Origin of the sequence: Holdemania sp. Marseille-P2844, assembly GCF_900120005.1 — a bacterium.
Classification (GTDB): Bacteria; Bacillota_I; Bacilli_A; order Erysipelotrichales; family Erysipelotrichaceae; genus Holdemania.
The window spans coordinates 576,133-597,606 of sequence record NZ_LT635451.1; the positions used below are offsets into that span (position 1 = coordinate 576,133).

The following is a 21,474-nucleotide window of genomic DNA, read 5'->3' on the forward strand; positions in this document are numbered from 1 at the left end:
CGAATCACCTACCCTATTATAGCAAATCCCCGGCGCGCGGTAAAAAGGAAATTACAAATCGGCGTTACGATAATCCGGATATCGCCTTCCTGCTTCGTATCGAACATCCCGATCCGGCAGTCTTCCAGGCGCTGCATGACCTCGGGATGGGGATGTTGGTAGCGGTTATTGCGGCCGCTGGAATTCAGCGCCACAATCGGTCTCAGCATTTGCAGCCAGCGCGCGCAGCTGGACGTGCGGCTGCCGTGATGCCCGAGCTTGACGATATCCGCGCGCAGGCCGGGAATCTGATCCAGAATTTTCTGCTCAATTTCAGCCGGGGCGTCCCCGCCCAGAATCATCGTCAGATCCTGCATCCGCAAAAGCAGCACCAGCGATCCCTCGTTCCCCTGCCGCGTTTCACTGTCAGGATTCAGATTGAAAATCGTTAAGCCGTGCAGGGTCAGCGGTTCGGTCATCGTCTCGATCACCTGCGCAGGTTGATAGGCTTCGATTAAAGCCTCCTTGTTGCCGCTGTGATCATCGTCCTCATGCGTTAAGATCAGCGCGTCCAGCCGCCGCACGCCCTCGCCTTGAAGCATTGCTTCAACCTGATCCAGCGCCGCCGGCTTGCCGGTATCGATCAGAAGATTCCCCTGATTGTACGGCAGGCGGATCAGGATGCTGTCGCCCTGACCGACGTCGATCAGCGTCAGACTGGCCCACGGATGCCACCAGCCCAACAGCGTCCAGCCCCCGATCAGCACGCAGAAAAGAATCATCCGCACGCGCTTGGGGAACACCCCGGCAACCCCGGCCAGAATCACAATCAGCCACGACAGCTGCCCCGGCAGCTCCCTACCCCAGCTTAACACCCGATCCAACAGACCGGCGAGGCTCACACTGAAGGACAGAAACGGCGTAAAGACAAGCCCGGCCAGAGAACCCAGCGTACACAACGCCAAGCCCCAGCGCAACACGCGCATCCCAAGCACCATCATGGGATTCACGGTATGAAACAGGAAGCTTTGCATTGCCCAGCTCAGCGTAAAACGGGCGGTCCGCAGCGCTGAGCGAGCAGGAAACATAGCGAGCAGCGCAAACGCGAACGGAAGCAGAAAGGCCGCTGTCGCGACCCTTCGCGGCGCTAACAGCGCCAATAACAGCCATTTGGTTTTAAACGTTTCGATTTTATCGCGATGGGGATTCAGCCGGAAGCCTTCGCTGAGCACCAGACGAACCAGAGGATAGGGAAAATGCAGTATCGCGGCGATGCCCAGCACGGTCCCAAAGCGGATCCTCCGCACGCTCCGGTCCGTCCAGAACCAGCCGCAGATCATTCCCAGGCCCTGGATCAGCACGCTGATTTGAAATCCGCAGCGAAGCAAGATCGCCAGTCCGCCTTCTTCCTCATTCACACCCAGAATCAGCTTGCCTGCCAGCGCCCGGGCAGCCGGATCGCGGATCGCTTCAATGCGGCGGTAAAGAAAAGCCCGCGGTGTTTTCCCGGCGCTTACGATCTTAACGGTTTTGGCAAACATGCGGCCGTTAAGCTTTTCCCGCAGCGACCAGGCTTTCGCGTCAAAACCATAGAACGAATAATTTTCCTCAAACGCACTGCTTTCCCCTTCGACCTCGACCTGATCGTCTAACCCGGGGCGATTTTCGCTGATCACCTGAAAGCGGCCTTGAGAATTTTCGAGGATAAAGCTGTTGGCGGAAACCGCGCTCACCGTGCCGCTGATCCGTGGTGCAGTGAGCGCCGGCGACGGTTTCAGCTGCCAGAACAGAATGACAAGAACCGAGGACAGCCAGAAAAACAGAAACTTCCGCTGCTTCGGGCGGGCGGAGACCAGCACGAAGACCAGGCTGAAAAGCAGGCCGGTTTTCTGCACAGGGAGCGGCAGACACAGACTGATCACGACGCAAACCAGCCACCGCAGCGCGTCAGTGTCGTTTATAAGCATATAAACTCCTTCAGCGCTTCCCATTTCTTCTGCTTGATGCCCGGCACCTGCATCAGATCTTCCAACGTTTGAAACAAACCATGCTCCGCGCGGTAAGCCACGATCTTTTCCGCCGTCGCCTGCCCCACTCCCGGCAGCTGCGTCAGCTGCTCGGCGGATGCGGTGTTGATCGAAATCCGCGGCGTTTCCTGGAAATGGGGAATCTGGATCACGTCGTGATCCTTGACGATCATCGTCATTGAAAACGGCGAGAGGTCCGCGTCGTCCAACAGCGTCACCTGGTCCAGCAATTCGCCCAGCTCGGTGTAGGGCGGACATTCCAGGGTGACCGGCTCCCGCACAGCCCCCTCGATCGTCACGGTAATCGGCTGCCCGCGCATAGCCTCCAAATCGACGACGCGCTGCGGAATCAGCGGCAGAAGCAGAAAAACGAAACAAAAAATAAGCAGGAACTCTTTTCTCATAAGATCACCTGCTTATTCTATTGCGCAAATTGTTAAAAATCCTGTTTTTTTACCGAATCTCTAAAATCTTTACCTGATACGGCTCGTCGACCAGAACTTCAACGGTCTGACCAACTTTGTGTTCCAGAATTGCTTCCGCCAGCGGCGTGACGTTGGACAGCTTGCCGTTGAGCGGATCCGCTTCTACGGAACCCACGATTGTGAACTCGTCAATCTGATGCGTGTCGAGTTCTTCGATCTTAACGGTTGAGCCGATTTTCGCAACCCGTACCGAGCCCTGCTTATCGTCGATGATTTCGATATTGTTAAGCATGACTTCCAGCTCGCGGATCCGGGCTTCAACCTGAGCCTGACGATCCCGCGCGGCATCGTAGTCGGCGTTTTCAGACAAGTCGCCCTGCGCCCGGGCGGCCTTTAAATCTTCAATGACTTCCTGACGAACGACATGGATCAGGTTTTCCTGTTCCTTTTTTAATTCTTCAAGACCTTCTTGAGTTACATAAATTTTATCATCTGCCATTGGTTTTCTCACTCCTTAGCTCGGCTATTATAGCATATTTGGACTGATGATGCTACTGATTTTTGTCTTCAGCAGATCGATCGCAACGACGTTGCTTCCGCCCTCGGGGATGATCACGTCGGCATACCGTTTGGACGGTTCGATAAACTGCTCGTGCATCACCCGCACGGTTTCTGTGTATTGATTAACGACCGACTGCAGTGTTCTTCCGCGTTCCTCGACATCCCGCAAAAGCCGCCGGATAAAGCGGATATCGGCATCGGTATCGACGTACACCTTGATGTTTAAGCGCTTGCGCAGCTCCGGCTCCTCCAGCACAAACAGCCCCTCAAGCACGACGACATCGCACGGCTCGATCACTTCCGTAACAGTGCTGCGGGTATGCTGGACAAAGTCGTAAACCGGCTTCTCAATCGCTTGCCCGGCTAACAGGGCGTCGATCTGTTCGATCATCAGCGCGTGATCGAAGGCAAACGGATGATCATAATTCGTTTTTACCCGCTCCGCCATCGTTTTCTGCGACTGGTCTTTGTAATAATCGTCCTCGCGGATGATCACGACCGACCGCGTCTGTTCAAATTCTTCCTTCAGACACTGGGCAATCGTCGTTTTGCCCGACGCGCTGCCGCCGGCGATGCCGATCAATAACGGCTTCATCTTCCCTCACCTCTTCCTGACTGACGTTTATTTTAAATACTTGCGGACATTGGCCTGATGCTCGGCGTAGGTCTTGGCGTAATACACCGTGCCGTCACCCTTCACATCGGCCATGAAATACAGGTAATCGCTGGCCTGCGGCTGCAGGACCGCCTGAATCGCATCGCGTCCCGGATTGAGAATCGGGCCGGGCGGCAAACCTTCGACGCGGTAGGTGTTATACGGGGAATCAAAGTCCGGATTGACCTCGCACGCCATCCAGTCGTCGTCTTTTTCCTTATCTATCGCATAGCACACGGTGACGCTCGACTGCAGCTTCATGCCGGCGGCCAGACGGTTGTAGAACACGCCCGCGACCAGCTGCATATCGCTCGGCTTGGCCGCTTCATACTGAACAATCGAAGCCAGCGTAAACAGCTGGTGCACGCTCAGCTGCGACTGCGCGAACTGATCCGCAAACTCATTGTAAACCTTCAGCGTCTGATCCAGTATCTTGCGGGTAATCTGATCGGCGTCGGCGTCGACAAAGAAATTGTAGGTTTCCGGAAACAGATAGCCTTCTAATAAAATCCGGCTGTCCGCGTTGAAGATTTCCTCGGTTAAAAACGGATAATCACTCATCAGCGAACGAACATAGCTTTCATCGTTCCACAGCGCCAACATTTCATCCTTGCTGCAGCGCGTCGTCTCGCCGATTTTTTCAGCGATATGCTTCGCCCAGTCGCCCTCGATGAACGTTAAGCGCGTGTCGTTAACGACCGCCCCGTGGGAATCGTTGAGCACTTCAAAAATCTCCCGGACTTCCCAGCTCGGATCCAAGATGTACGTGCCGGCTTTGATGTTCGTCAGCTTCGCCAGCTTGACACTGATCTTCGCCGCCCAGCCGCTGCGGATCACGCCCTGATCTTCCAGGTTCTTAATGACCCGGTTGAGCGATTCGCCCTGACTGACGGTAAAGGTGATCTGTTCGCTTTCCGAAGCGGCCGGCTTCAGCTGACCGTTGTAAAAGAAAATCCCGCCCAGAACCAGGCCGGCGCATACGACCAGCACGATCAGTACGGCGGCCAGTCCGTTATTCTTTTTGCGCCGTTTATTCTTCGACTTCGGCATCGTCTAATTCCTCGACAAAAGCCCCGAAGACTTCCTCGATCATGCTCCACTCCTCGGGATCCTCAACCGGTTCCATTTCGCCCTCGTCGGTGTAGCTGCAGGCGAAAACCTCGCCTTCCTCATCCTTCGGATCGGTGAACAGCACATAGCTTTTGCTGCGGCTGTCGTCGTCGAAGGTGAACAGGATTTCCATTTCTGTTTCCGTGCCGTCTTCTTCCGTAATTAAAATTTTATTTGATTCCAACATCGCTTTTTCCTCCTTTTTGCGATTCAAATGAAAGAGTGCATTGCTGCACTCTTAGCGCTTCTGATCTAAATAACTCTGCAGGATTTGCACTGCCGCCATCTGATCGATCACCGCTTTGCGCTTTTTGCGGGAAACGTCCGCAGAGATTAAGATTCGCTCGGCCGCCGCCGTCGTCAGCCGTTCATCCTGCAAGATGACCGGCAGGCCGCAGGCTGCTTCCAGCTTCGCCTTGAAATCCAGCGATATCTGGCCGCGGATCCCGACATCGCCGTTCATGTGCTTCGGCAGGCCCAGTACAAACTTCACTGCACCCAGCTCCTTCGCCAGCTGCACCGCCCGGGCGCAGGCCGCGTCGTAATCGTCATCCGCAAACCGGAACGTTTCCACGGTCCGGGCAATCATGCCCAGGGGATCGGAAACCGCGATGCCCAGCGTGCGGCTGCCCAGGTCCAGCCCCATGATCCGTTCCATTACTTTTCTTCCAGGTAGGAACGCACCAGTTCCTCGATGATTTCGTAACGCTCGACCGACTGAATGATGCTGCGGGCGTTGTGATGCGAGGAAATGTAGGCCGGATCATTGGAAATCAGATACCCTGCCAGCTGGTTCACTGCATTGTAGCCTCGTTCTTCGAGCGCTTCTTTTGTCAGCCGGAGCACCTGCTTGATGTTATCTCTGCGGATCTCCTCTGACTTAAAAGACATCGTTTCGGTAATTTGTTTTGACATGGATATCCCTCCTTGAATTCATTTTAGCGTAAACTGCGGAAATTGGAAAGGGATTTTCAAAGTTTTGAGCGAATCAGCGCAAAGACTTCGTCCACTTTGGAACCATCCTTGCCGCCCGACTGCGCCATGTCCGGCCGGCCGCCGCCGTTGCCCTGGCTCATCTGGGCCGCCATTTTCACGAAATCTCCGGCTTTTATGCCCTTGGCGATCGCTTCCTTGCTGCAGGCGCAGACATAGGTGACCTTGCCTTCCGAAGGATTGGCTAAGAAGATGAAAGATTTTTCACACTTATTGCGCAGCGTTTCCGCCAGATTCTTCATCGCCTGTCCGTCAAGTCCGGAAACCTCTTCCAGAATGATATTCAGACCGTTGACCGCTTCCGCATGATTGACCATGTCGTCTGCTTTTAAGACCATCATTTTCTGGTTCAGCTGCCCGATTTCTTTTTTCAGCGCCGCGTTTTCTTCCAGCACGCCCGCAACCTTTTCACTGACGCCGTTAAGGCTGTTCATCTTCAGCTGCGCGGCAATCGTTTTTAACACGTCCTGCTCGCTGACAAACTCCTGATAAGCCGCATAGCCAGTCTTGGCGGTGATCCGGCGAATGCCGGAGCCGATGCTTTCTTCGCTGACGATTTTGAACACACCGATATCCTGCGTATTGTGGACATGCGTGCCGGCGCACAGTTCCTTGGAAACCTCGCCCATGGATACGACGCGGACTTCATCGCCGTATTTTTCATCAAACAGCGCGATCGCGCCGGAATGTTTGGCTTCTTCAATCGCCATGACTTCGGTATGGACCGGAAATTTCGCCATGACAAATTCGTTGACCAGCGCTTCGACTTCCTTTAACTGCTGATCGCTGACCTTTTCAAAATGCGTGAAGTCGAACCGCGCGTAATCCTGGCAGACATAAGAGCCGGCCTGGGCGATGTGATTGCCGACGATCTTCTTCAGCGCGCTCTGCATCAGATGGACGCAGGAATGGTTGGCCATCGTGCGGATCCGGCGCTGGACGTCGACCTGCAGCTGCAGCTTCATGCCTTCCTTCAGCACGCCGTCGACGACTTTCACATGATGCATAAACTGCTTGTGCGGCGCTTTCTTGACGTCGAGCACTTCGCAATCCGCTTCGTCGCAGCGCATCGTGCCGCCGTCGGCCACCTGTCCGCCGCTTTCGGCGTAGAAGCAGGAACGGTCGAGGATGACCTCGCCCTCGTCTTCCAGTATCGCGACGCGCACGCCGTTTTTAAACAATCCGGTGATCGTTCCGGTATCGCTCATTGTTTCATAGCCCGTGAATTCAAACGGCGCCGTGAAATCCATCAGATCCGCCGACTGGCTGGCCATCGACTGCGCGTCTTCACGCGCGGCCCGGGCACGTTCACGCTGCTTCGCCATCTGCGCCTCAAAGCCTTCCTCGTCGATCGTATAACCGCGCTCGCCGGCGATTTCTTTCGTCAGCTCCAGCGGGAAGCCGTAGGTATCGTACAGCTTGAAGACGACCTCGCCGCTCAAGGTTTTCGCCGCTTCGGCTTTGGCCAGCTCCTCATTGAGCAGCTTTTCACCGTTGGCCAGCGTCGAGTGGAACGCTTCTTCCTCATTCTTAACCAGCTTGGCGACAAATTCCGACTTTTCTAACAGATACGGATAAAAATCCTTCATGTTGTCGGCGACGACGTCGACCAGCTTGTACATAAACGCGCCGTTAATGCCTAATTTAATACCGTAGCGAACCGCCCGGCGCAGCACCCGGCGCAGCACGTAGCCGCGGCCCTCGTTGGAGAACATCGCGCCGTCGCTCAGCGCGAAGGTCACGGTGCGGATATGGTCGGCAATGACGCGGTACGCCATTTTATATTCACCTTCATACGGATGCTTGGCGAGCTTTTCCGCCGCGCGGATGATCGGCAGGAACAGGTCGGTATCAAAGTTCGTTTCCCCTTCCTGGATGATCGAAACTAACCGTTCCAGTCCCATGCCGGTATCAATGTTCTTGTGCGGCAGCTCTTTATACAGCTTGCGGTCCGTTCCCGGCCGGCAGTCAAACTGACTGAACACGACGTTCCAGACTTCGATGTAGCGGTCGTTCTCCATTTCTTCAAAGAACAGCTTTTCGCCTAACCCCTCCGGGTCATACTTTTCGCCGCGGTCATAGAAAATCTCGCTGTCCGGTCCGCCCGGCCCTTCGCCGATCTCCCAGAAGTTATCTTCGGTTTTTAAGATATGGCTTGGATCGACGCCGCACACCTCGGTCCAGATGCGGTAAGCTTCCTCATCGTCCGGATAGACAGTGACATACAGCTTGTTTTTGTCAAAGCCGATCCACTTTGGCGAGGTTAAAAATTCCCAGGCGAACGGGATCGCGTCCGCTTTGAAGTAATCGCCGATCGAGAAGTTGCCGAGCATCTCAAAGAACGTATGATGCCGGGCAGTCTTGCCAACGTTTTCGATATCGTTGGTGCGGATCGACTTCTGCGCGTTGGCGATCCGGTTGCAGGCCGGCTTCTCGCTGCCGTCGAAATATTTTTTCAGCGCCGCGACGCCCGCATTGATCCACAACAGCGTCGGATCGTTATGCGGGATCAGCGAAGCTCCCGGTTCAATCATGTGACCTTTGGATTGGAAGTAGTCCAGAAACATCTGGCGTACCTGGTTGCCTGTTAATTCTTTCATGTTTGTTTCTTCCTTTCTTTGTCTGATGCGTCTGCCAAAATAAAAAGCGCCCTGAAACTCCAGGAACGCTTTACTCACGCGGTACCATCCTGATTCATTTCTTTTCTTCAAAAGAAATGCCCTCATTTCTCTTTAACGCAGAGCACACGTTGCTTTGGGCAAACTCGGAAGCGGCTTCGATCAGATTCCATGAAAACTTGCACCGCCGTTTTCTCTCTGCAATGGAACAGCCTGATCTACTCTTCTTCGTCATCGTTTTCAAAACTATCGAAATTATACCACACTGTTTCCCACGTGCCAACTGTTTCCGTGCATTTTGCGAAAAGATAGCTGCGGTAGGCCAGCTGTACAATCGCGGCCAGGATCGGCGCCAGAATGATCCCGATCATGCCGAAGAAACAACCCCCGGCCAATAGCGCGATCAGCGTATAAACCGGCCGCAGGTTCATGACCTTTTTGAAGATCAGCGGCTGCACCCAGTTGGCTTCAATCTGCTGGATCAGCCACAACAAGACACCCAATACCCACGGGATCTGACCGGTTGCGAAATATTGCGCAAGCAGGATCACGATCTGACCGACCGTTGCGCCCAGATAGGGAATCAGATTGAACAGCGCAAGCATGATCGCGTAGAATACGGCGTTGGGTACGCTGAAGATCAACAACAGCACCGACACGGTGATCATTAAAAACAACAAATCCAGCGCCAAGCCGCGCAGATAGTGGTAGACGACGCGCGAGCTGGTTTTGTAGAAAAGCAGCCAGTGCTGATAGGACGGAAGCCGTTTTTTGAGAATGCGCCCGAAGGCTTCCATGTCCAGCGCAATGAAATACGCACCTAAAAAGCTGACGCCGAAAAACGACAGCCGGTCGACGGCGCTGCGGGTCGCGCTCATCGCCGCCTCATAGCCGGCCGTGAATACGCCATGCCAATCCAGCTGCCCGGCCCAGTGAAAGAACTCGGTCGCCGCCAGCTGTTCTCTTAACCGGCCCGCTTCGCCCAGCAGCTGCGACCCCTGCTCCATCACTAACGGCACCATCATGCCGATGCCCAGAACCAACAGCCCGAGGAAACCGAAGTACACCAGCGAACAGCTGATCCCCCGGGGAAACGGCAGTTTCTCGACAAACGGCTCAAACAGAAACACGATCAGACAGGAGAACAACAGCGGCGACAGCGCATGGAAGACGGCCATCAGCACAACATCCCAGCCTAACATTCTGAGCACGATCATCACGATCAGCACGCAGCCAAACAGCTGCAGCCAGCGTTTCCAATCCGTTCGTTCAAACAGGTCTTTCATAAAAGAGAAACCCCGCAACGACGGGGTTAGTGTTCAAGATCCATCTGGTGCATTTTGCGGATCAGCTTCTTTTTACATTTGCAGGCCTTGTAATAAGCGTCGTCGAGTTCATCTTCATTCGCAAACGCGACCACCATGCCGGCAGCCATACCGGCCATGAAACCGAATAACCATTTTTTCATACGTTCCACTCCTTTTGGTGTTAGTATGTCCGCAAGCGGATAAACTTATGCTTAAAATTCCGGATTCAGCATCGCCGCGATCCGCCGGGTAAGCGTCGTTGAGCGCAAATGATGTTCCTGGCTGGCAATCCCGCGGATCAACGCGTCCTTCTCGCCTAAGAGAACCAGTGATTTTTTAGCGCGGGTGACGCCGGTATAGATCAGCCGCCGCTGAAGCATGATCCCATAATCACGCACGACCGGCATGATGACGATCGGATATTCGCTGCCCTGGGATTTATGCACGGAAATGCAGTAGGCGTGCGAAATGTTGAGCAGGTTATCCGAGGTGTATTCAACGAGAATTCCTTCGAAGTCGACGATCAGCCGGTTTTTGCCGGCTTCGTCCTCATTGGCGTAAACGATTTCCACGAGCATGCCGATATCGCCATTGTAGACGTCGTCATCCGGCTGGTTTTTTAATTGTAAAATTTTGTCGCCCTCGCGGAAGGTGCGGTAGCCCACCTTCCATTCACGCTTGCCCTTCTCCGGCGGATTCAGGCATTGCTGCAAAGCGGCGTTCAGCCGGTCGATCCCGGCCGGTCCGTTGTATTTGCTGGCCAGCACCTGAATGTCCTGAATATCGTAGCCCTTGTTGAGCGCCGACTGAACGACGTTGATGACCTGATCCTTGATCTCGTAAAGTCCGACCGGGAAAAACGCCACGTCGCCATGACAGTCCAGTTCCTCCGTCTGGCCCTGACGGATCTGATGCGCCAGCGTGATCACGTCGCTGCCCTCGCTCTGGCGGAAGATCCGTTCCAGCCGGACTAACGGAAACAGCTCGGAGGTGATTAAATCCTTCAAGACGCAGCCGCAGCGGACCGAAGGCAGCTGATCCTCGTCGCCGATGATGCACAGCTTCTTGACATGCACCGAGGCTTTGCACAGCGCCGCGAACAGCCAGCTGTCGACCATGGAAAATTCGTCGATGATCAACAGATCGACGATCAGCGGATCCTGTTCCGTCTTGGTAAACGTATTCGATTCCAGATCCCAGCCCAACAAACTGTGGATCGTAAACGTATCGGTTTCCGTCAGCTCAGCCAGCCGTTTCGCTGCCCGTCCGGTCGGGGCGCAGCAGGCGATCCGCTGGTACGGATACAGTTTTTTAAACAACGCGGTCAACGCCCGCACAACGGTTGTCTTGCCCGTTCCCGGGCCGCCGGTCAGGATCATCGCGTCATGTTCAAAAAACGTGTGGATCGCCTCCAGCTGCGCTTGATCGTAGGTGATCGCCAGCTTTTCCTGCAGCGCATCCAGCTCAAACTGCAGCGTTTCGGGATCGACCGGTTCCAGTTCTTCAAACGGAAACAGCGTCAGAAACTGCGCGATCTGGACCTCCGCGTCATATTGATCGACATGATAGATCCGCCCTTCTTCTTCCACTAACCGTCTTTGTAAAAGCAGCGATTCCAGCAGTTCGTCAAAATCATAGGTCAGACCGGCGCACTGACGTTTCATCTGATGCGCCAGTCCTTCGCGGCTGACAAACGTATCGCCGCTCTGCATGTTCATCTGATCGACCAGCGCCACCATCGCCGCTTCCAGCCGGCGCGGATCCTCCAGCTCAAAGCCCAGCGACATCGCGACCTTGTCCGCCGTCGCAAACCCGATGCCGTCGACCTCATCGACCATCCGATACGGATTTTCCTGGATTTTCTCAACCGCTTCCTTACCGTAGATCCGCTCCAGCTTCATGACGTTGCGCATCCCCAGACCATGAGCGACAAAGAACTGGATCAGATTTTCCAGATCGTCGTCGCTTTCTTTTAACCCTTCCAGAATCGCTGTCCGGCGCTTGCTCGTCATTTTCGGCACGCTGTCCAGCACAGTTGGGTCGTTTTTAATCCGATGAATCGCGTCTTTACCAAGGGCCGCCACAATCGTTTCGGCATATTTTTTGCCGATGCCCTCAAATAACGGACCGGACAGAAAACGAATCAGGGAATCCTCGTCGTCCGGCATGACGCGATGGAAGGTCTCAACCTGAAACTGCATTCCATAGCGGGGATGATCGACATAGCTGCCGCTTAACTCCATCAGCGCATCCTCGCTGAACACCGGCAGATACCCGGTGATCGTCACCTGCCGCTGCTGCAGATCATCAACGATAAAACGAGCGACAGTGTAGCCGTTGTCGTCGTTGCGGAAGACGATCTGCTTCAGTTTGCCGCGGATGACGTCGCGTTCCTCACTCATTTCCCTCATTCCTTTCTCACAGCAGGATCAGCATCACGCTGATCAGATTGTTCAGCCCGTGCATCAGCAGCGGACTGACGATCGTCTGATTTTCTTCCTCGGCTGCGCACAACAGATAGCCCATCGTGCCGTAAACGAGGATAAAGATCCCGTCGCTGAAATTGCCGCTCAGCAACGACGTGAACACATGCAGAAGACCGAACAGAAACCCGCTGACCAGCGCGGCGGTGCGAAAGCTGCCCCGCTGGCGCAGCGGCGTAAAGACGGCCCCGCGGAAGACGGTTTCCTCGACGACCGGCGCAAACAGACAGGTGACCAGAATGATCTGCAGCGGCGACTGGGTCAGCTGCTGGACGACGGTATCCTGATTCTGGCTGCTTGACAGCCCGGTGATCAGAATGATCGCCAGATTCATCCCATACATCACCAGCCACATCTGAACATAGCGCGTCAGCGTCGATTTGACAATCGCCCGCCGGTTTTGCCGAAAGCGCTCAAGGTGTTCCTTCAACAGCGGCCAGGCTGCGCCGACCGTCACCGCGAAAACCAGGATATAGACCAGATTTTCCAGCATCCGGTCAAGATTGGGGATCTCTAAGGGTGCAAACAGCCGGAAAAGCACCCCGATCAACAGGGGATAAAGAAACAGGTAGCCCGCGAAATAATTGAACAGGATGACCTGCACCCGGCGCTTTGACAGCATGACTCGGTTCATGGTTCAAAGCTGCGGATCCGGTCCGTCAGCGATTGTCCGCGATGCCAGACTTCCTCGATCACGCCCCCGCCCAGGCACTGCTCGCCCAGATAGAAGACCGCCTGCTGCCCCGGGGTCACCGAAGCGACCTGTTGGGGATAGGTCAGTCTGACAGTCGTTTCATCGAGAAATTCCAACGTCACCGGATTATCCTTCTGACGATAGCGGAACTTCGCGCAGCAGGACAGCGCGCCCTGCGGTTTTGTCCTGGCCAGCCAGTTGACGCCGCTGACCAGACAGGTATCGCTTAAGAGCCAGTCGTTGCTTTCGCCGCTGGCCACCAGCAGCTCGTTATGGACGACGTCCTTGCCGACGACAAACCACGGTCCGCCCTCACCGCCGATCCCCAAGCCTTTGCGCTGACCGATAGTGTAATACAGCACGCCCTCATGGTCGCCTAAGACGCGGCGGCTGATCACGTCGACGATCTTGCCGGATTTGGCCGGCAGGTAGTTCTTCAGAAATTCCCGAAAGTTGCGCTCGCCGATAAAACAGATTCCGGTCGAATCCTTTTTCTCCGCGATCGACAGCCGCAGTTCCTTCGCGATCCGCCGCACTTCCGGCTTTTCAATTTCGCCTAACGGAAACAACGTATGCCGCAGCGCATCGGACGCAACCTGGCAAAGGAAATAGCTCTGATCCTTATTCAGGTCGTGCGCCTTGTATAAACCGCTGAAGTCTGCTTCGTGCCGCACACGCGCATAATGGCCGGTCGCCAGCGTATCGAAGCCGCGGCTGCGGGCGAAATCGAGAAAGCTGGAAAACTTGATGTATTTGTTGCACAAAATATCGGGATTCGGCGTCCGCCCCTTCTTGTATTCCTGCAGGAAGTTAGAGAAAACGTTATCCCAATATTCCTTGACAAAATCCACGCGCAGCAGTTCTAATCCCAGACTGTCGGCGACGCTTTTAGCGTCCATCCAGTCCTTTTCCTGCGGGCATACGTCGTCGTCCGCATTCGGATTGCCTAAGAAATCATTGTTGGCCATTGAATCCCAGTTGCGCATGAACGCGCAGGTCACGTCCAGCCCCTGTTGTTTTAAAAGATACGCCGCGACGGCGGAATCAACGCCGCCGGACAAACCGACTAAGATTTTCATCATTCATCCTCCCTTTGTTTCTTTTGGATTTGAGGAAAAAAACAAGCATCCGCAGATGCTTGTCAGGCTTCTTCCCGGATCTTGCCGCAGCCGGCGTAATTCGGACAGCTGGCGTTGCAGGACAGCCGGGCCAGAGAGCGCAGCTGCTGCGGGACGAACGCGTCGATCTCCTCCTCGTCGTAGCCGACCTGGAAGTTCCGTTCATTCAGGATGATCGGCCGTTTCAGCACGGATGGATTTTCCTGGATGAAATGCACCAGCTCGCTGATCGTCATGTCGTCCAGGTCGATCGCGTTCTGCTGGATGATTTTTGAGCGCTTGGAGATGATATCCTCCGAGCCGTTTTCACTGCGCATCAACAAATGCCGGATCTCCGTTTCGTTGAGCAGCGTCGTAAAAATGTTCTTTTCTATATACGGCAGATTCCGCTCTTTCAGCCATTGTTTGACCTTTCGGCAGGAAGCACAGCCGGGTGAAGTATACACTACGATCATAAATTGCACCGCCATTTCTATTGCGCACAGCCGGGCTGAAATCAAGCTCAACGCCGTTGTGAGTTCTTTTGAGCTTTTATCATACAATGAAACAGCCGGAAATTCAATCCGGCCCTGCCGATTCTCGGATGAATTTCATGATTTTTTATGACCGTGCAGTTCGCTGCTGCGTCTCGGATTGACAAGATCCAGTCCGATCCGGCTTGCATGTTCGATCGGTTTGTGCTTAAATTAAGAAAAGCAACGAAGAAAAAGCAGTAGCGGGATTTTGTGACATCCAGAGAGATGAGGAACGGTGCGACTCATCCGCAGAAATCTTTCGTGAATTGGGTTTTTGGAGCCTTGGAAAGCGTCAGTTTTCCAACGGAACAGGCCGTTATCCTGCATGAGCGGTTTTTCAGGCGTCTGGAAAACAAGCTGGGTGGTACCACGCGGAAGCGTCCCGGTGATCGGGACGTTTTTATTTTAGGAGGAGAAATGATGGAAAACACTGAAAAAAGAAAAGTCATGCTCAGCGGAATCAAGCCGAGCGGACAGTTGACGCTGGGCAACTATATCGGCGCCCTGCGCAATTTCGTCAAGTATCAGGATGAATACGAAATGCTTGTGTTCATCGCCAACCTGCACTGCATCACGGTTTATCAGGATCCCAAAGAACTGAAAAAGAATCTGAAGGACGCGGTGGCGCTGTATCTGGCGTGCGGTCTGGATCCGCAGCGGGCGACGATTTTCTTACAGTCCGACGTCAAGGAGCATGCGCAGCTGGGCTTTATTATGAACTGCAACAGCTATCAGGGCGAGCTGAACCGGATGACGCAGTATAAGGATAAGGTCGCAAAAGGCGAAACAAACCTGACGGTCGGCCTGTACACTTATCCGTGCTTAATGGCGGCCGATATTCTGATCTATGACGCGGATTACGTTCCCGTCGGCGAGGATCAGAAGCAGCATGTCGAGCTGACCCGCGATATTGCCAACCGCTTCAACAACCGCTATGGCGAAACGTTCCGGATTCCGGAGCCGGTTGTTCCAAAGGTGGGCGCGCGGATCATGTCGCTCAGCGATCCGTCAAAGAAAATGTCCAAATCCGACAAAGGCGACAAGGGCTGCATCTATCTGCTGGAAGATCTCAAATCGGCCCGCAAGAAAATCATGTCGGCCGTGACAGACAACGAAGCGTGTGTGCGCTTTGATCCTGAAAATCAGCCGGGCATCGCCAACCTGCTGACGATTATGTCTTCGCTCTCAGGTGAAGCGATCGAAACGATCGTCGAGCGTTTCGCGGGCAAAGGCTATGGGGAATTCAAAAGCGCCGTGGCGGACGTCGTCTGCGCCGAGCTGGAAAGAATTCAGGCCCGCTACAACGAGATCATCAATTCGACCTTGATCGAGGAAACGCTGGCCGAGGGCGCCGTCAAGGCGCAGCGGCTGGCCAGCCGCAAGCTGGAAAAGGTCCAGCGCAAAATCGGTCTTGAGTTCCGCAAACGATAAACGGACAGCCTCAGCTGTCCGCAGCCTGGGATGATGGTAGTCCCAGGTTTTTTTTATCCGCGTGCTTCCACCCCACGCTTTGCCAGTAGCGCTGCAGCCGGCTTTCCTGGCGGGTTTTCGGCTGGATGACATTGTCCGCCAGATCCAGCTTTCGCTGCAGTTCAGGATCGTTAACCTGATAGTCCATGTGCTTCGCCCCTTCCGTTAAGCTCAGCATACCCGCTTAAAAGCGCAAAGCTTGTTTAACTTCGTCGAAAAGCGGAAAAAAAGACGTTCTGATGAAAGAACGTCTCAGGCTGGGTTAGTCCAGCGGTTTCTGATAATAGTTGCCGATGATTTTATCGGTTTTGGACACGTTGATGAACACCTTCGGATCGACCAGGCGGATTGCTTCGATCAAGCCGTGAACCTGATAGGCGTTGACCGTCATGAACAACAGACACCGCGGCGTATGCGAGAAGCCCCCTTCGCCCCACAGCTTGGTGATGCCGTGACGGCAGTAATGAAACACCGCGTCGCAGACTTCTTCCGGCTTCTCCGTGATGATAAACAAGGAATTCAGCTTGTAGCGCAGATGCATCGTCTGTACGACCTGGGTGCTGCAGAACTGATAAATAATTGAATACAGCGCCTGTTCCCAACCGAACAGAATGCCTGCCAGCACCAACATCGCGGCGTTGAAATACATGACGTAGGACCAGGTCGGCGCGTTGTATTTCGTCGAGGCGTAAATCGCGATGAAATCGGTGCCGCCGCTGCTGGCATCCGCACGCAGCGCGATTGAGATTGCCAGACCGCCCAAGATACCGCCGAACACGGCGATCAAAAGCATGTCGCTGGTGATCGGAAAGGTCGGAAGCAACTCTGTAAACAAGCTGGTTAACGAGTATTGCAGCACGGAAAAGATCGTGAAACGGTGGCCGACATATTTGTAGACTAACAACGTCGGCGGAATGTTCAGCAGGAAGTAGAAGACGCTGAACGGAATCGTAATCCCGCCGAATTTTGACAGCGACATGCTGAACATGCGGGACAGGCCGGCGAAGCCGCCCGGGAACAGATTGCCGGTCTCGACAAAAGCTTTCATCGCCAGCGCGTAGACAAAGGCGGAAATAATGACTGCAATCAGTGTTTTACAGTCCTTTTTGGCTTGGTTTGACATAAAATCTCCTCTTTTTTTCCATTCCTCATTTTATCATCTTTATTTTGTCTTTCAAGCCAAAAAGACAGGAATCTGAAATCCTAGAATTCGATTCGGATCTGGTAGCGGCGCAGCCACAGTTCCAGCTGAATAAAATACGCCAGCAGCTGCGGTCCCATCATCAGCTGACCGAACCACGGTTTGGCAAAACTGCCGCCGTCGGTGTCGATCAATTCCTGCAATCCCGCCGGCTCCAGCAGCTCGCACAAACGGCACTCAGGATCGTTGATCAGTGCCTGCAGACGGTCCTTGACACGCTGGGTATATTCCGGATGATAGGTCTTCGGATACGGGTTTTTCTTGCGGTGCGCGACCTTGGCCGGCAGGATGTCTTCAAACGCCAGCCGCAAAAGTCCCTTCTCCTCGCCTTTATAAAATTTCATCGACCACGGCACGTTATACAGATATTGGTAGAGCTTCGCGTCGCAGAACGGCGCCCGCACGGTCAAGCCTGTCAGAGCCGCCATCGCTTCCTGGCGCTGCACCAGCGTCTGCATAAACCAATGCACAGTCAGATACGTCATGAGCTTGGCCCGCTGATCCTGTTCGCTGTCAAATGGATCCTTCGGAGCTCGTTGAACGGTCGCCCAGTAAGCGGAACGCATCGCGCCCTCATAGTCCAGCTCGTTCATCGGCGCGCGCAGCAGCTTCACGCGCTGCGGCAACGACTGCAGCCATGGAAAAGACTTCAGGCTGACCAGATCGCTGCGGTAAAACCACGGATACCCGCCGAACAGCTCGTCCGAGCATTCGCCCGTCAACACCGAACCGTTCTGTTCCCTGACCTTGCCATACATCCATAACAGGCTGGAATCGACATCCGCCATGCCGGGACCATCACGGCCGATCATCGCCGGTTCCAGCAAGTCCGCGCATTTGCGCTGGGCGATGACTAGCGGATGGTGGTCGAACGCATACCGTTCGATCATCGCGTCGATATACTCGTTGTCGCGCGTCGTCTGATACGCGTAGCCCTTGAAATACTGCGCGTTGCCCTCATAATCCAGCGAATACGTCGTTAATGGTCCGCGCTTTGACGCCAGCGCGCACAGAATGCTGCTGTCTAAACCACCGGAAAGAAACGCCGCGTGCACGTCCGAGGCTGCGCACTGGCGGTTCAGCGAATCGCTGACCATCTGCCGGACATGCGCCGCCGTCGCGGCCAGATCCTCGTTGTGCCGGTGCACGTTCAGCTCAAAGTATTCGTGCAGGCTTTCCTTGCGGTCGCGGATCAGCAGCGCATACCCCATCGGCAGCTCCGCGATGTTCTTATAAAACGTCTGCCCTTCGGTATGCGACGGCCCTAACGCAAACAGCTCCAGAAGCGCGGTCCGGTTGACGACCGGCATGCGGCTGCCCTCGGCAAACAACCCTTTGATCTGATCGGAGAACAGCCATTCCCCATCCGGCTTGCGCGTATAATACAACGTTTTCACGCCCATCGGATCGCGCACGATATGCAGCTGATGCCCCTGGACAAACACGATCACGAAACAGCCGTCGAGCTTTTCAAACAGCTTCTCACTTAAAATTTCATACAGCTGCGCCAACATTTTCGCACTGTTGCCTGTGCTTTGCGGCCGGTACTGAGCCCATAACGACCGCAGCTCGTCCTCGTTATCAAGGACGCCCGACCAGAAGCAGCCGCACTTGCGCTGGCTGTCGTAGTAAATTTGATCTGGTTGTGCCGAAGCGAGAAGATGCTCGTCGCTGACGATCGCCAGTTCGTCTTTCAGCCCCATTCGTTCAAGCCGGGACTGTTCTTTTTGAATATTCCGATTTTCGTTGAATATCAGATTGATCTTCGTCATAATTTCCTCCTCATCGTTTCATTCTATGACAAACATCATCGTCTGATTCATCGCAGGCCGTTCAACATTTCCAAATATTGCAGGCTGCGGTTGCGCTGCTGACGCAGACTGCGGGCGCAGACCGGTATCCGGTAAACAACGCCGGTATCAAAACAAACCACGGCGATCCCGTCATCGCTCATAATCTTGCGAATGCGGTCAGCCCGCAGGTAAAGACAGTCATCGCGCTCCATGGACACGGTCGGAATAAAGATCTGGGGCGGATAGCCGCCGATATAAAGCGCCGGTTTCTGGATGATTCCCATTTTCTTACGGTAACCATCCAGCCGCCCTTCCAGGCTGCTTCCCGCCTCGACGCACCAGCGGCGCAGCCATTTTACCGGTTTGTCCGGCAGTGCGCTGATTGTCCCATCGAAATGGACCGCAATCGTGCAGCAGTTTGCTGAATCGTAGTAAAGTAGTAATAAGTCTCTCATAAATTCCCCTTTTTAATGCTTTGGTGAGTGATCCGTCACTAGTAATCATTGCAGAAAATTTAAAAAATCCTGTTTTTTTCTCGTTCTTCGTAAATATTTCTGTTACACACTGGGCAGGCAAATTTTTATTTTATTCGCATAATTCATACAAACCCGTCAGCTCTATTTATACCCGGCTGGCAGTTTTAACATTCTATTTTCAATTTATTCTTACCACTTGAAAAAAACATAAAAAAACTCCCGCAAAGCGAGAGTAAAAACCGGAATTTCTGCTGCAATTTCCCTGTTTTTTGATTGTTCAAAGACAAAACAATCCTTATAGAGAAGCCTCAGTCCAATTTTTGTGTTAGGTTATTCTCCGCAGCAGTCGCCGCCGCAGCAGCCGCCTTCATCCGAGGAGCAGCCCCCGCCGCAGCCTCCGCAGCCGCCCTGCATCTGGCGTTCATAGACGAGCGTGTCGATGACCAGGCATTCGATCTCAACCTTCGCGCCTTTCGGCAGCGCGCCGACCTGCACTGTGGAACGGGCTGGATACGGCCGGTCAAAATACGTAGCGTAAATCTCGTTCATCGCGTTGAATTCGCCCAGGTCGGTCATGAAGACCGTCGTCTTGACGATGTGGCGCATTTCCAGATTCATCTCCGCCAACAGCGCTTCGATATTCTTTAATACCTGGTGAGTCTGTTCCTGGATGCCGCCCGCGACGATTTCGCCGCTGGCCGGATCCACCGGAATCTGGCCGGACATATAAACAAAGTCGCCCAGCTTCACCGCCGGGGTGTACGGGCCAATCGCTTTCGGCGCATTGGCAGATGTAATTTCCTGAATCAGCATGTTTACCTCCTGTACGTTTGCCGTTTTGAGTCTGATTTTATGATCGGATTCCTATTCGTCTTCTTCAAAATCCTGGATATAGTAATCCCGCTCCAGATCCATAATCCGCCGCGCGTGGCGCGAGCTGAAATGCTTGACGACCTGAAACGCCGCAATGATTAAAAGAAGCGCGAGAAAGGCAACAGATAAGAAGTCATTGACGTTTTCGATCATTTTCCATCACCTCTGACGCCTATTATACTGGACTTCAGGTTAATTTTCAAATAGAGAACCCTCGGCGATGAAAAAAACCGGCGTCGTCAGGATCAGCGCCTTCCCCTGCGGCCGGATCCAGAACCGTCCGCCCTCGCACAACGCTAACGCCGGACCGGAAAGCAGTCCGTCTTTCCGCAGGCAGGCATAGGCGCACAGCGCCCCTTCCGCACTGCCGCAGATTCGTCCCTGCACCGGCACGCTGGAATCCAGATAAAAGGACTGCGCGTCGATCAGCCGCCAGCGATGCACCGCATGATCCGGCGGATCCCAGGGCAGAATCCCCTCCCCGCGGCATTCATGCTGACCATAATAGCCGATGAAGTCGTTGGTGGCCTGCGGACGCGGCAGGCACAGCGCGATTCCATTTTTCTCGATAAACCAGCTGATCCAGCGGTCCGGCGTCCGAATCGTGCCCTGAGCTTGATTCTGCATGCGTTTCTGCCAGGCTGCCTTGGCCAGCACCGCGGACAAGAGCGAGGGGCCGTCATTGCCCTGCGCATCGAGCAGAACGCTTCCTTCTTCAGCCTGTTCGCCAACGCCCGCCAGCTGATCGCCGCCGATGCCCAGCCCCCCGCTCAGAATCCGGGACGCCGATTCGGCATGGGGCGGCTGATCGATCAGTACTGTCGACAAATCCGCAGCCGCAAATTTCCAGAATTTCACAATATCACCTCAAGTATATTTATGCTGACCGGGCTCAGAATAATGTCAGGAGGCGATAAATATGGCAAGAAAAAACGAGAAAACTGAATCCGGCAAAGAACGTTTCGTCGCTGTTCGTAAGAACAACGAAGGAAACCTGTGTGAATTCAAGTCCAACACAGGCAAGGTCTATGACTATGAGATGGCGATCGAAGCTATCGAACAGGGCAAGATCGAAGGCGCGATGCTGTTTACAGGCCGTGACGGAAAGCAGCACATCCGTTCTAAGAACGATGGCGATCCGAACACGAAGTTCTCTAACCTGAAAGAGTTCTAAGT

Annotated in this window: 24 protein-coding genes and 2 other annotated features; of the genes, 2 read left to right on the forward strand and 22 right to left on the reverse strand. The window is 54.2% G+C overall.

Features of this window, described 5'->3' with window-relative positions; genetic code table 11:
* Positions 1-8: 8 nt before the first annotated feature.
* The 15 genes from BQ7364_RS09395 to BQ7364_RS09460 form a co-directional block, all read right to left on the reverse strand.
* A complete protein-coding gene (locus BQ7364_RS09395; protein ID WP_072684467.1) occupies positions 9-1,946 on the reverse strand; it encodes a ComEC/Rec2 family competence protein in 1,938 nt (645 codons plus the stop codon).
* Positions 1,937-2,410: a ComEA family DNA-binding protein gene (locus tag BQ7364_RS09400; RefSeq protein WP_072684468.1), complete on the reverse strand. Its 474-nt coding sequence runs from the start codon at positions 2,408-2,410 to the stop codon at positions 1,937-1,939. Before BQ7364_RS09400 ends, BQ7364_RS09395 begins: the two co-directional genes overlap by 10 nt.
* A gap of 49 nt (positions 2,411-2,459) precedes the next feature.
* A complete protein-coding gene (gene greA, locus BQ7364_RS09405) occupies positions 2,460-2,930 on the reverse strand; it encodes a transcription elongation factor GreA (protein WP_006060688.1) in 471 nt (156 codons plus the stop codon).
* A 27-nt stretch (positions 2,931-2,957) separates the two neighbouring features.
* Positions 2,958-3,587, reverse strand: coding sequence for a uridine kinase (gene udk / locus BQ7364_RS09410; RefSeq protein ID WP_072684469.1), 630 nt, complete (start codon positions 3,585-3,587; stop codon positions 2,958-2,960).
* 27 nt (positions 3,588-3,614) lie between these two features.
* Complete coding sequence (gene mltG / locus BQ7364_RS09415; RefSeq protein ID WP_006060686.1) at positions 3,615-4,697, reverse strand: endolytic transglycosylase MltG; 1,083 nt, start codon at positions 4,695-4,697, stop codon at positions 3,615-3,617.
* Entirely contained in the window at positions 4,678-4,944 is a 267-nt protein-coding gene (locus tag BQ7364_RS09420; protein ID WP_039865117.1) for a DUF1292 domain-containing protein, read from the reverse strand. Before BQ7364_RS09420 ends, mltG begins: the two co-directional genes overlap by 20 nt.
* 51 nt (positions 4,945-4,995) lie before the next feature.
* On the reverse strand, positions 4,996-5,415 hold the full coding sequence (gene ruvX / locus BQ7364_RS09425; RefSeq protein ID WP_006060684.1) for a Holliday junction resolvase RuvX: 420 nt from the start codon (positions 5,413-5,415) through the stop codon (positions 4,996-4,998).
* Positions 5,415-5,672: an IreB family regulatory phosphoprotein gene (locus BQ7364_RS09430; protein ID WP_006060683.1), complete on the reverse strand. Its 258-nt coding sequence runs from the start codon at positions 5,670-5,672 to the stop codon at positions 5,415-5,417. The genes ruvX and BQ7364_RS09430 overlap by 1 nt, the downstream gene beginning before the upstream one ends.
* 56 nt (positions 5,673-5,728) lie before the next feature.
* Positions 5,729-8,350: an alanine--tRNA ligase gene (alaS, locus tag BQ7364_RS09435; RefSeq protein WP_072684570.1), complete on the reverse strand. Its 2,622-nt coding sequence runs from the start codon at positions 8,348-8,350 to the stop codon at positions 5,729-5,731.
* Positions 8,351-8,408: 58 nt separating this feature from the next.
* Positions 8,409-8,612, reverse strand: a binding site (T-box leader).
* Positions 8,587-9,654: an AI-2E family transporter gene (locus BQ7364_RS09440; protein WP_072684470.1), complete on the reverse strand. Its 1,068-nt coding sequence runs from the start codon at positions 9,652-9,654 to the stop codon at positions 8,587-8,589. It overlaps the preceding feature by 26 nt.
* Positions 9,655-9,680: 26 nt before the next feature.
* Entirely contained in the window at positions 9,681-9,836 is a 156-nt protein-coding gene (locus tag BQ7364_RS17995) for a hypothetical protein (RefSeq protein WP_006060679.1), read from the reverse strand.
* A 51-nt stretch (positions 9,837-9,887) separates the two neighbouring features.
* A complete protein-coding gene (locus BQ7364_RS09445) occupies positions 9,888-12,077 on the reverse strand; it encodes an SF1B family DNA helicase RecD2 (RefSeq protein ID WP_072684471.1) in 2,190 nt (729 codons plus the stop codon).
* 16 nt (positions 12,078-12,093) lie between these two features.
* Complete coding sequence (locus tag BQ7364_RS09450; protein WP_083538520.1) at positions 12,094-12,792, reverse strand: CPBP family intramembrane glutamic endopeptidase; 699 nt, start codon at positions 12,790-12,792, stop codon at positions 12,094-12,096.
* Positions 12,789-13,934, reverse strand: coding sequence for a tRNA 2-thiouridine(34) synthase MnmA (gene mnmA / locus BQ7364_RS09455; protein WP_072684473.1), 1,146 nt, complete (start codon positions 13,932-13,934; stop codon positions 12,789-12,791). Before mnmA ends, BQ7364_RS09450 begins: the two co-directional genes overlap by 4 nt.
* Before the next feature lie 59 nt (positions 13,935-13,993).
* On the reverse strand, positions 13,994-14,425 hold the full coding sequence (locus BQ7364_RS09460) for a Spx/MgsR family RNA polymerase-binding regulatory protein (protein WP_039865115.1): 432 nt from the start codon (positions 14,423-14,425) through the stop codon (positions 13,994-13,996).
* A gap of 234 nt (positions 14,426-14,659) precedes the next feature.
* Positions 14,660-14,873: a binding site (T-box leader), on the forward strand.
* 32 nt (positions 14,874-14,905) lie between these two features.
* On the opposite strand from BQ7364_RS09460, the gene trpS reads away from it, so the two are divergent.
* Complete coding sequence (gene trpS, locus BQ7364_RS09465) at positions 14,906-15,916, forward strand: tryptophan--tRNA ligase (protein WP_072684571.1); 1,011 nt, start codon at positions 14,906-14,908, stop codon at positions 15,914-15,916.
* Between the two features lie 10 nt (positions 15,917-15,926).
* Here trpS and BQ7364_RS17780 read toward each other — a convergent pair whose 3' ends face one another.
* The 7 genes from BQ7364_RS17780 to BQ7364_RS09490 all read right to left on the reverse strand — a co-directional run bounded on the left by BQ7364_RS17780 (position 15,927) and on the right by BQ7364_RS09490 (position 21,156).
* A complete protein-coding gene (locus tag BQ7364_RS17780; RefSeq protein WP_139248606.1) occupies positions 15,927-16,133 on the reverse strand; it encodes a hypothetical protein in 207 nt (68 codons plus the stop codon).
* 84 nt (positions 16,134-16,217) lie between these two features.
* Entirely contained in the window at positions 16,218-17,078 is an 861-nt protein-coding gene (locus BQ7364_RS09470) for a YitT family protein (protein ID WP_072684474.1), read from the reverse strand.
* Between the two features lie 80 nt (positions 17,079-17,158).
* The gene (locus tag BQ7364_RS09475) at positions 17,159-18,928 is read right to left on the reverse strand and encodes an asparagine synthetase B family protein (protein ID WP_072684475.1); all 1,770 of its coding nucleotides are present in this window, start codon (positions 18,926-18,928) and stop codon (positions 17,159-17,161) included.
* A 47-nt stretch (positions 18,929-18,975) separates the two neighbouring features.
* Positions 18,976-19,404, reverse strand: coding sequence for a competence protein ComK (locus BQ7364_RS09480; RefSeq protein ID WP_072684476.1), 429 nt, complete (start codon positions 19,402-19,404; stop codon positions 18,976-18,978).
* 351 nt (positions 19,405-19,755) lie between these two features.
* Positions 19,756-20,238, reverse strand: coding sequence for a RidA family protein (locus tag BQ7364_RS09485; protein WP_006060666.1), 483 nt, complete (start codon positions 20,236-20,238; stop codon positions 19,756-19,758).
* A 51-nt stretch (positions 20,239-20,289) separates the two neighbouring features.
* Positions 20,290-20,451 carry a hypothetical protein gene (locus BQ7364_RS18000; RefSeq protein WP_159432785.1) on the reverse strand — a complete coding sequence of 54 codons (162 nt, stop codon included), beginning with the start codon at positions 20,449-20,451 and terminating at the stop codon, positions 20,290-20,292.
* 39 nt (positions 20,452-20,490) lie between these two features.
* A complete protein-coding gene (locus BQ7364_RS09490) occupies positions 20,491-21,156 on the reverse strand; it encodes a hypothetical protein (RefSeq protein WP_072684477.1) in 666 nt (221 codons plus the stop codon).
* A 61-nt stretch (positions 21,157-21,217) separates the two neighbouring features.
* Between BQ7364_RS09490 and BQ7364_RS09495 the strand changes: the two genes are divergently transcribed.
* Complete coding sequence (locus tag BQ7364_RS09495; RefSeq protein ID WP_020223481.1) at positions 21,218-21,472, forward strand: DUF3892 domain-containing protein; 255 nt, start codon at positions 21,218-21,220, stop codon at positions 21,470-21,472.
* The last annotated feature ends 2 nt before the right edge of the window (positions 21,473-21,474 follow it).

Bases quoted from the DNA above. Each gene is read 5' to 3' on its own strand.
- BQ7364_RS09395 (WP_072684467.1), bottom strand. From the start codon at position 1,946: ATGCTTATAAACGACACTGACGCGCTGCGGTGGCTGGTTTGCGTCGTG.
- BQ7364_RS09400 (WP_072684468.1), bottom strand. From the start codon at position 2,410: ATGAGAAAAGAGTTCCTGCTTATTTTTTGTTTCGTTTTTCTGCTTCTG.
- greA (WP_006060688.1), bottom strand. From the start codon at position 2,930: ATGGCAGATGATAAAATTTATGTAACTCAAGAAGGTCTTGAAGAATTA.
- udk (WP_072684469.1), bottom strand. From the start codon at position 3,587: ATGAAGCCGTTATTGATCGGCATCGCCGGCGGCAGCGCGTCGGGCAAA.
- mltG (WP_006060686.1), bottom strand. From the start codon at position 4,697: ATGCCGAAGTCGAAGAATAAACGGCGCAAAAAGAATAACGGACTGGCC.
- BQ7364_RS09420 (WP_039865117.1), bottom strand. From the start codon at position 4,944: ATGTTGGAATCAAATAAAATTTTAATTACGGAAGAAGACGGCACGGAA.
- ruvX (WP_006060684.1), bottom strand. From the start codon at position 5,415: ATGGAACGGATCATGGGGCTGGACCTGGGCAGCCGCACGCTGGGCATC.
- BQ7364_RS09430 (WP_006060683.1), bottom strand. From the start codon at position 5,672: ATGTCAAAACAAATTACCGAAACGATGTCTTTTAAGTCAGAGGAGATC.
- alaS (WP_072684570.1), bottom strand. From the start codon at position 8,350: ATGAAAGAATTAACAGGCAACCAGGTACGCCAGATGTTTCTGGACTAC.
- BQ7364_RS09440 (WP_072684470.1), bottom strand. From the start codon at position 9,654: ATGAAAGACCTGTTTGAACGAACGGATTGGAAACGCTGGCTGCAGCTG.
- BQ7364_RS17995 (WP_006060679.1), bottom strand. From the start codon at position 9,836: ATGAAAAAATGGTTATTCGGTTTCATGGCCGGTATGGCTGCCGGCATG.
- BQ7364_RS09445 (WP_072684471.1), bottom strand. From the start codon at position 12,077: ATGAGTGAGGAACGCGACGTCATCCGCGGCAAACTGAAGCAGATCGTC.
- BQ7364_RS09450 (WP_083538520.1), bottom strand. From the start codon at position 12,792: ATGAACCGAGTCATGCTGTCAAAGCGCCGGGTGCAGGTCATCCTGTTC.
- mnmA (WP_072684473.1), bottom strand. From the start codon at position 13,934: ATGATGAAAATCTTAGTCGGTTTGTCCGGCGGCGTTGATTCCGCCGTC.
- BQ7364_RS09460 (WP_039865115.1), bottom strand. From the start codon at position 14,425: ATGATCGTAGTGTATACTTCACCCGGCTGTGCTTCCTGCCGAAAGGTC.
- trpS (WP_072684571.1), top strand. From the start codon at position 14,906: ATGGAAAACACTGAAAAAAGAAAAGTCATGCTCAGCGGAATCAAGCCG.
- BQ7364_RS17780 (WP_139248606.1), bottom strand. From the start codon at position 16,133: ATGCTGAGCTTAACGGAAGGGGCGAAGCACATGGACTATCAGGTTAAC.
- BQ7364_RS09470 (WP_072684474.1), bottom strand. From the start codon at position 17,078: ATGTCAAACCAAGCCAAAAAGGACTGTAAAACACTGATTGCAGTCATT.
- BQ7364_RS09475 (WP_072684475.1), bottom strand. From the start codon at position 18,928: ATGACGAAGATCAATCTGATATTCAACGAAAATCGGAATATTCAAAAA.
- BQ7364_RS09480 (WP_072684476.1), bottom strand. From the start codon at position 19,404: ATGAGAGACTTATTACTACTTTACTACGATTCAGCAAACTGCTGCACG.
- BQ7364_RS09485 (WP_006060666.1), bottom strand. From the start codon at position 20,238: ATGCTGATTCAGGAAATTACATCTGCCAATGCGCCGAAAGCGATTGGC.
- BQ7364_RS18000 (WP_159432785.1), bottom strand. From the start codon at position 20,451: ATGATCGAAAACGTCAATGACTTCTTATCTGTTGCCTTTCTCGCGCTT.
- BQ7364_RS09495 (WP_020223481.1), top strand. From the start codon at position 21,218: ATGGCAAGAAAAAACGAGAAAACTGAATCCGGCAAAGAACGTTTCGTC.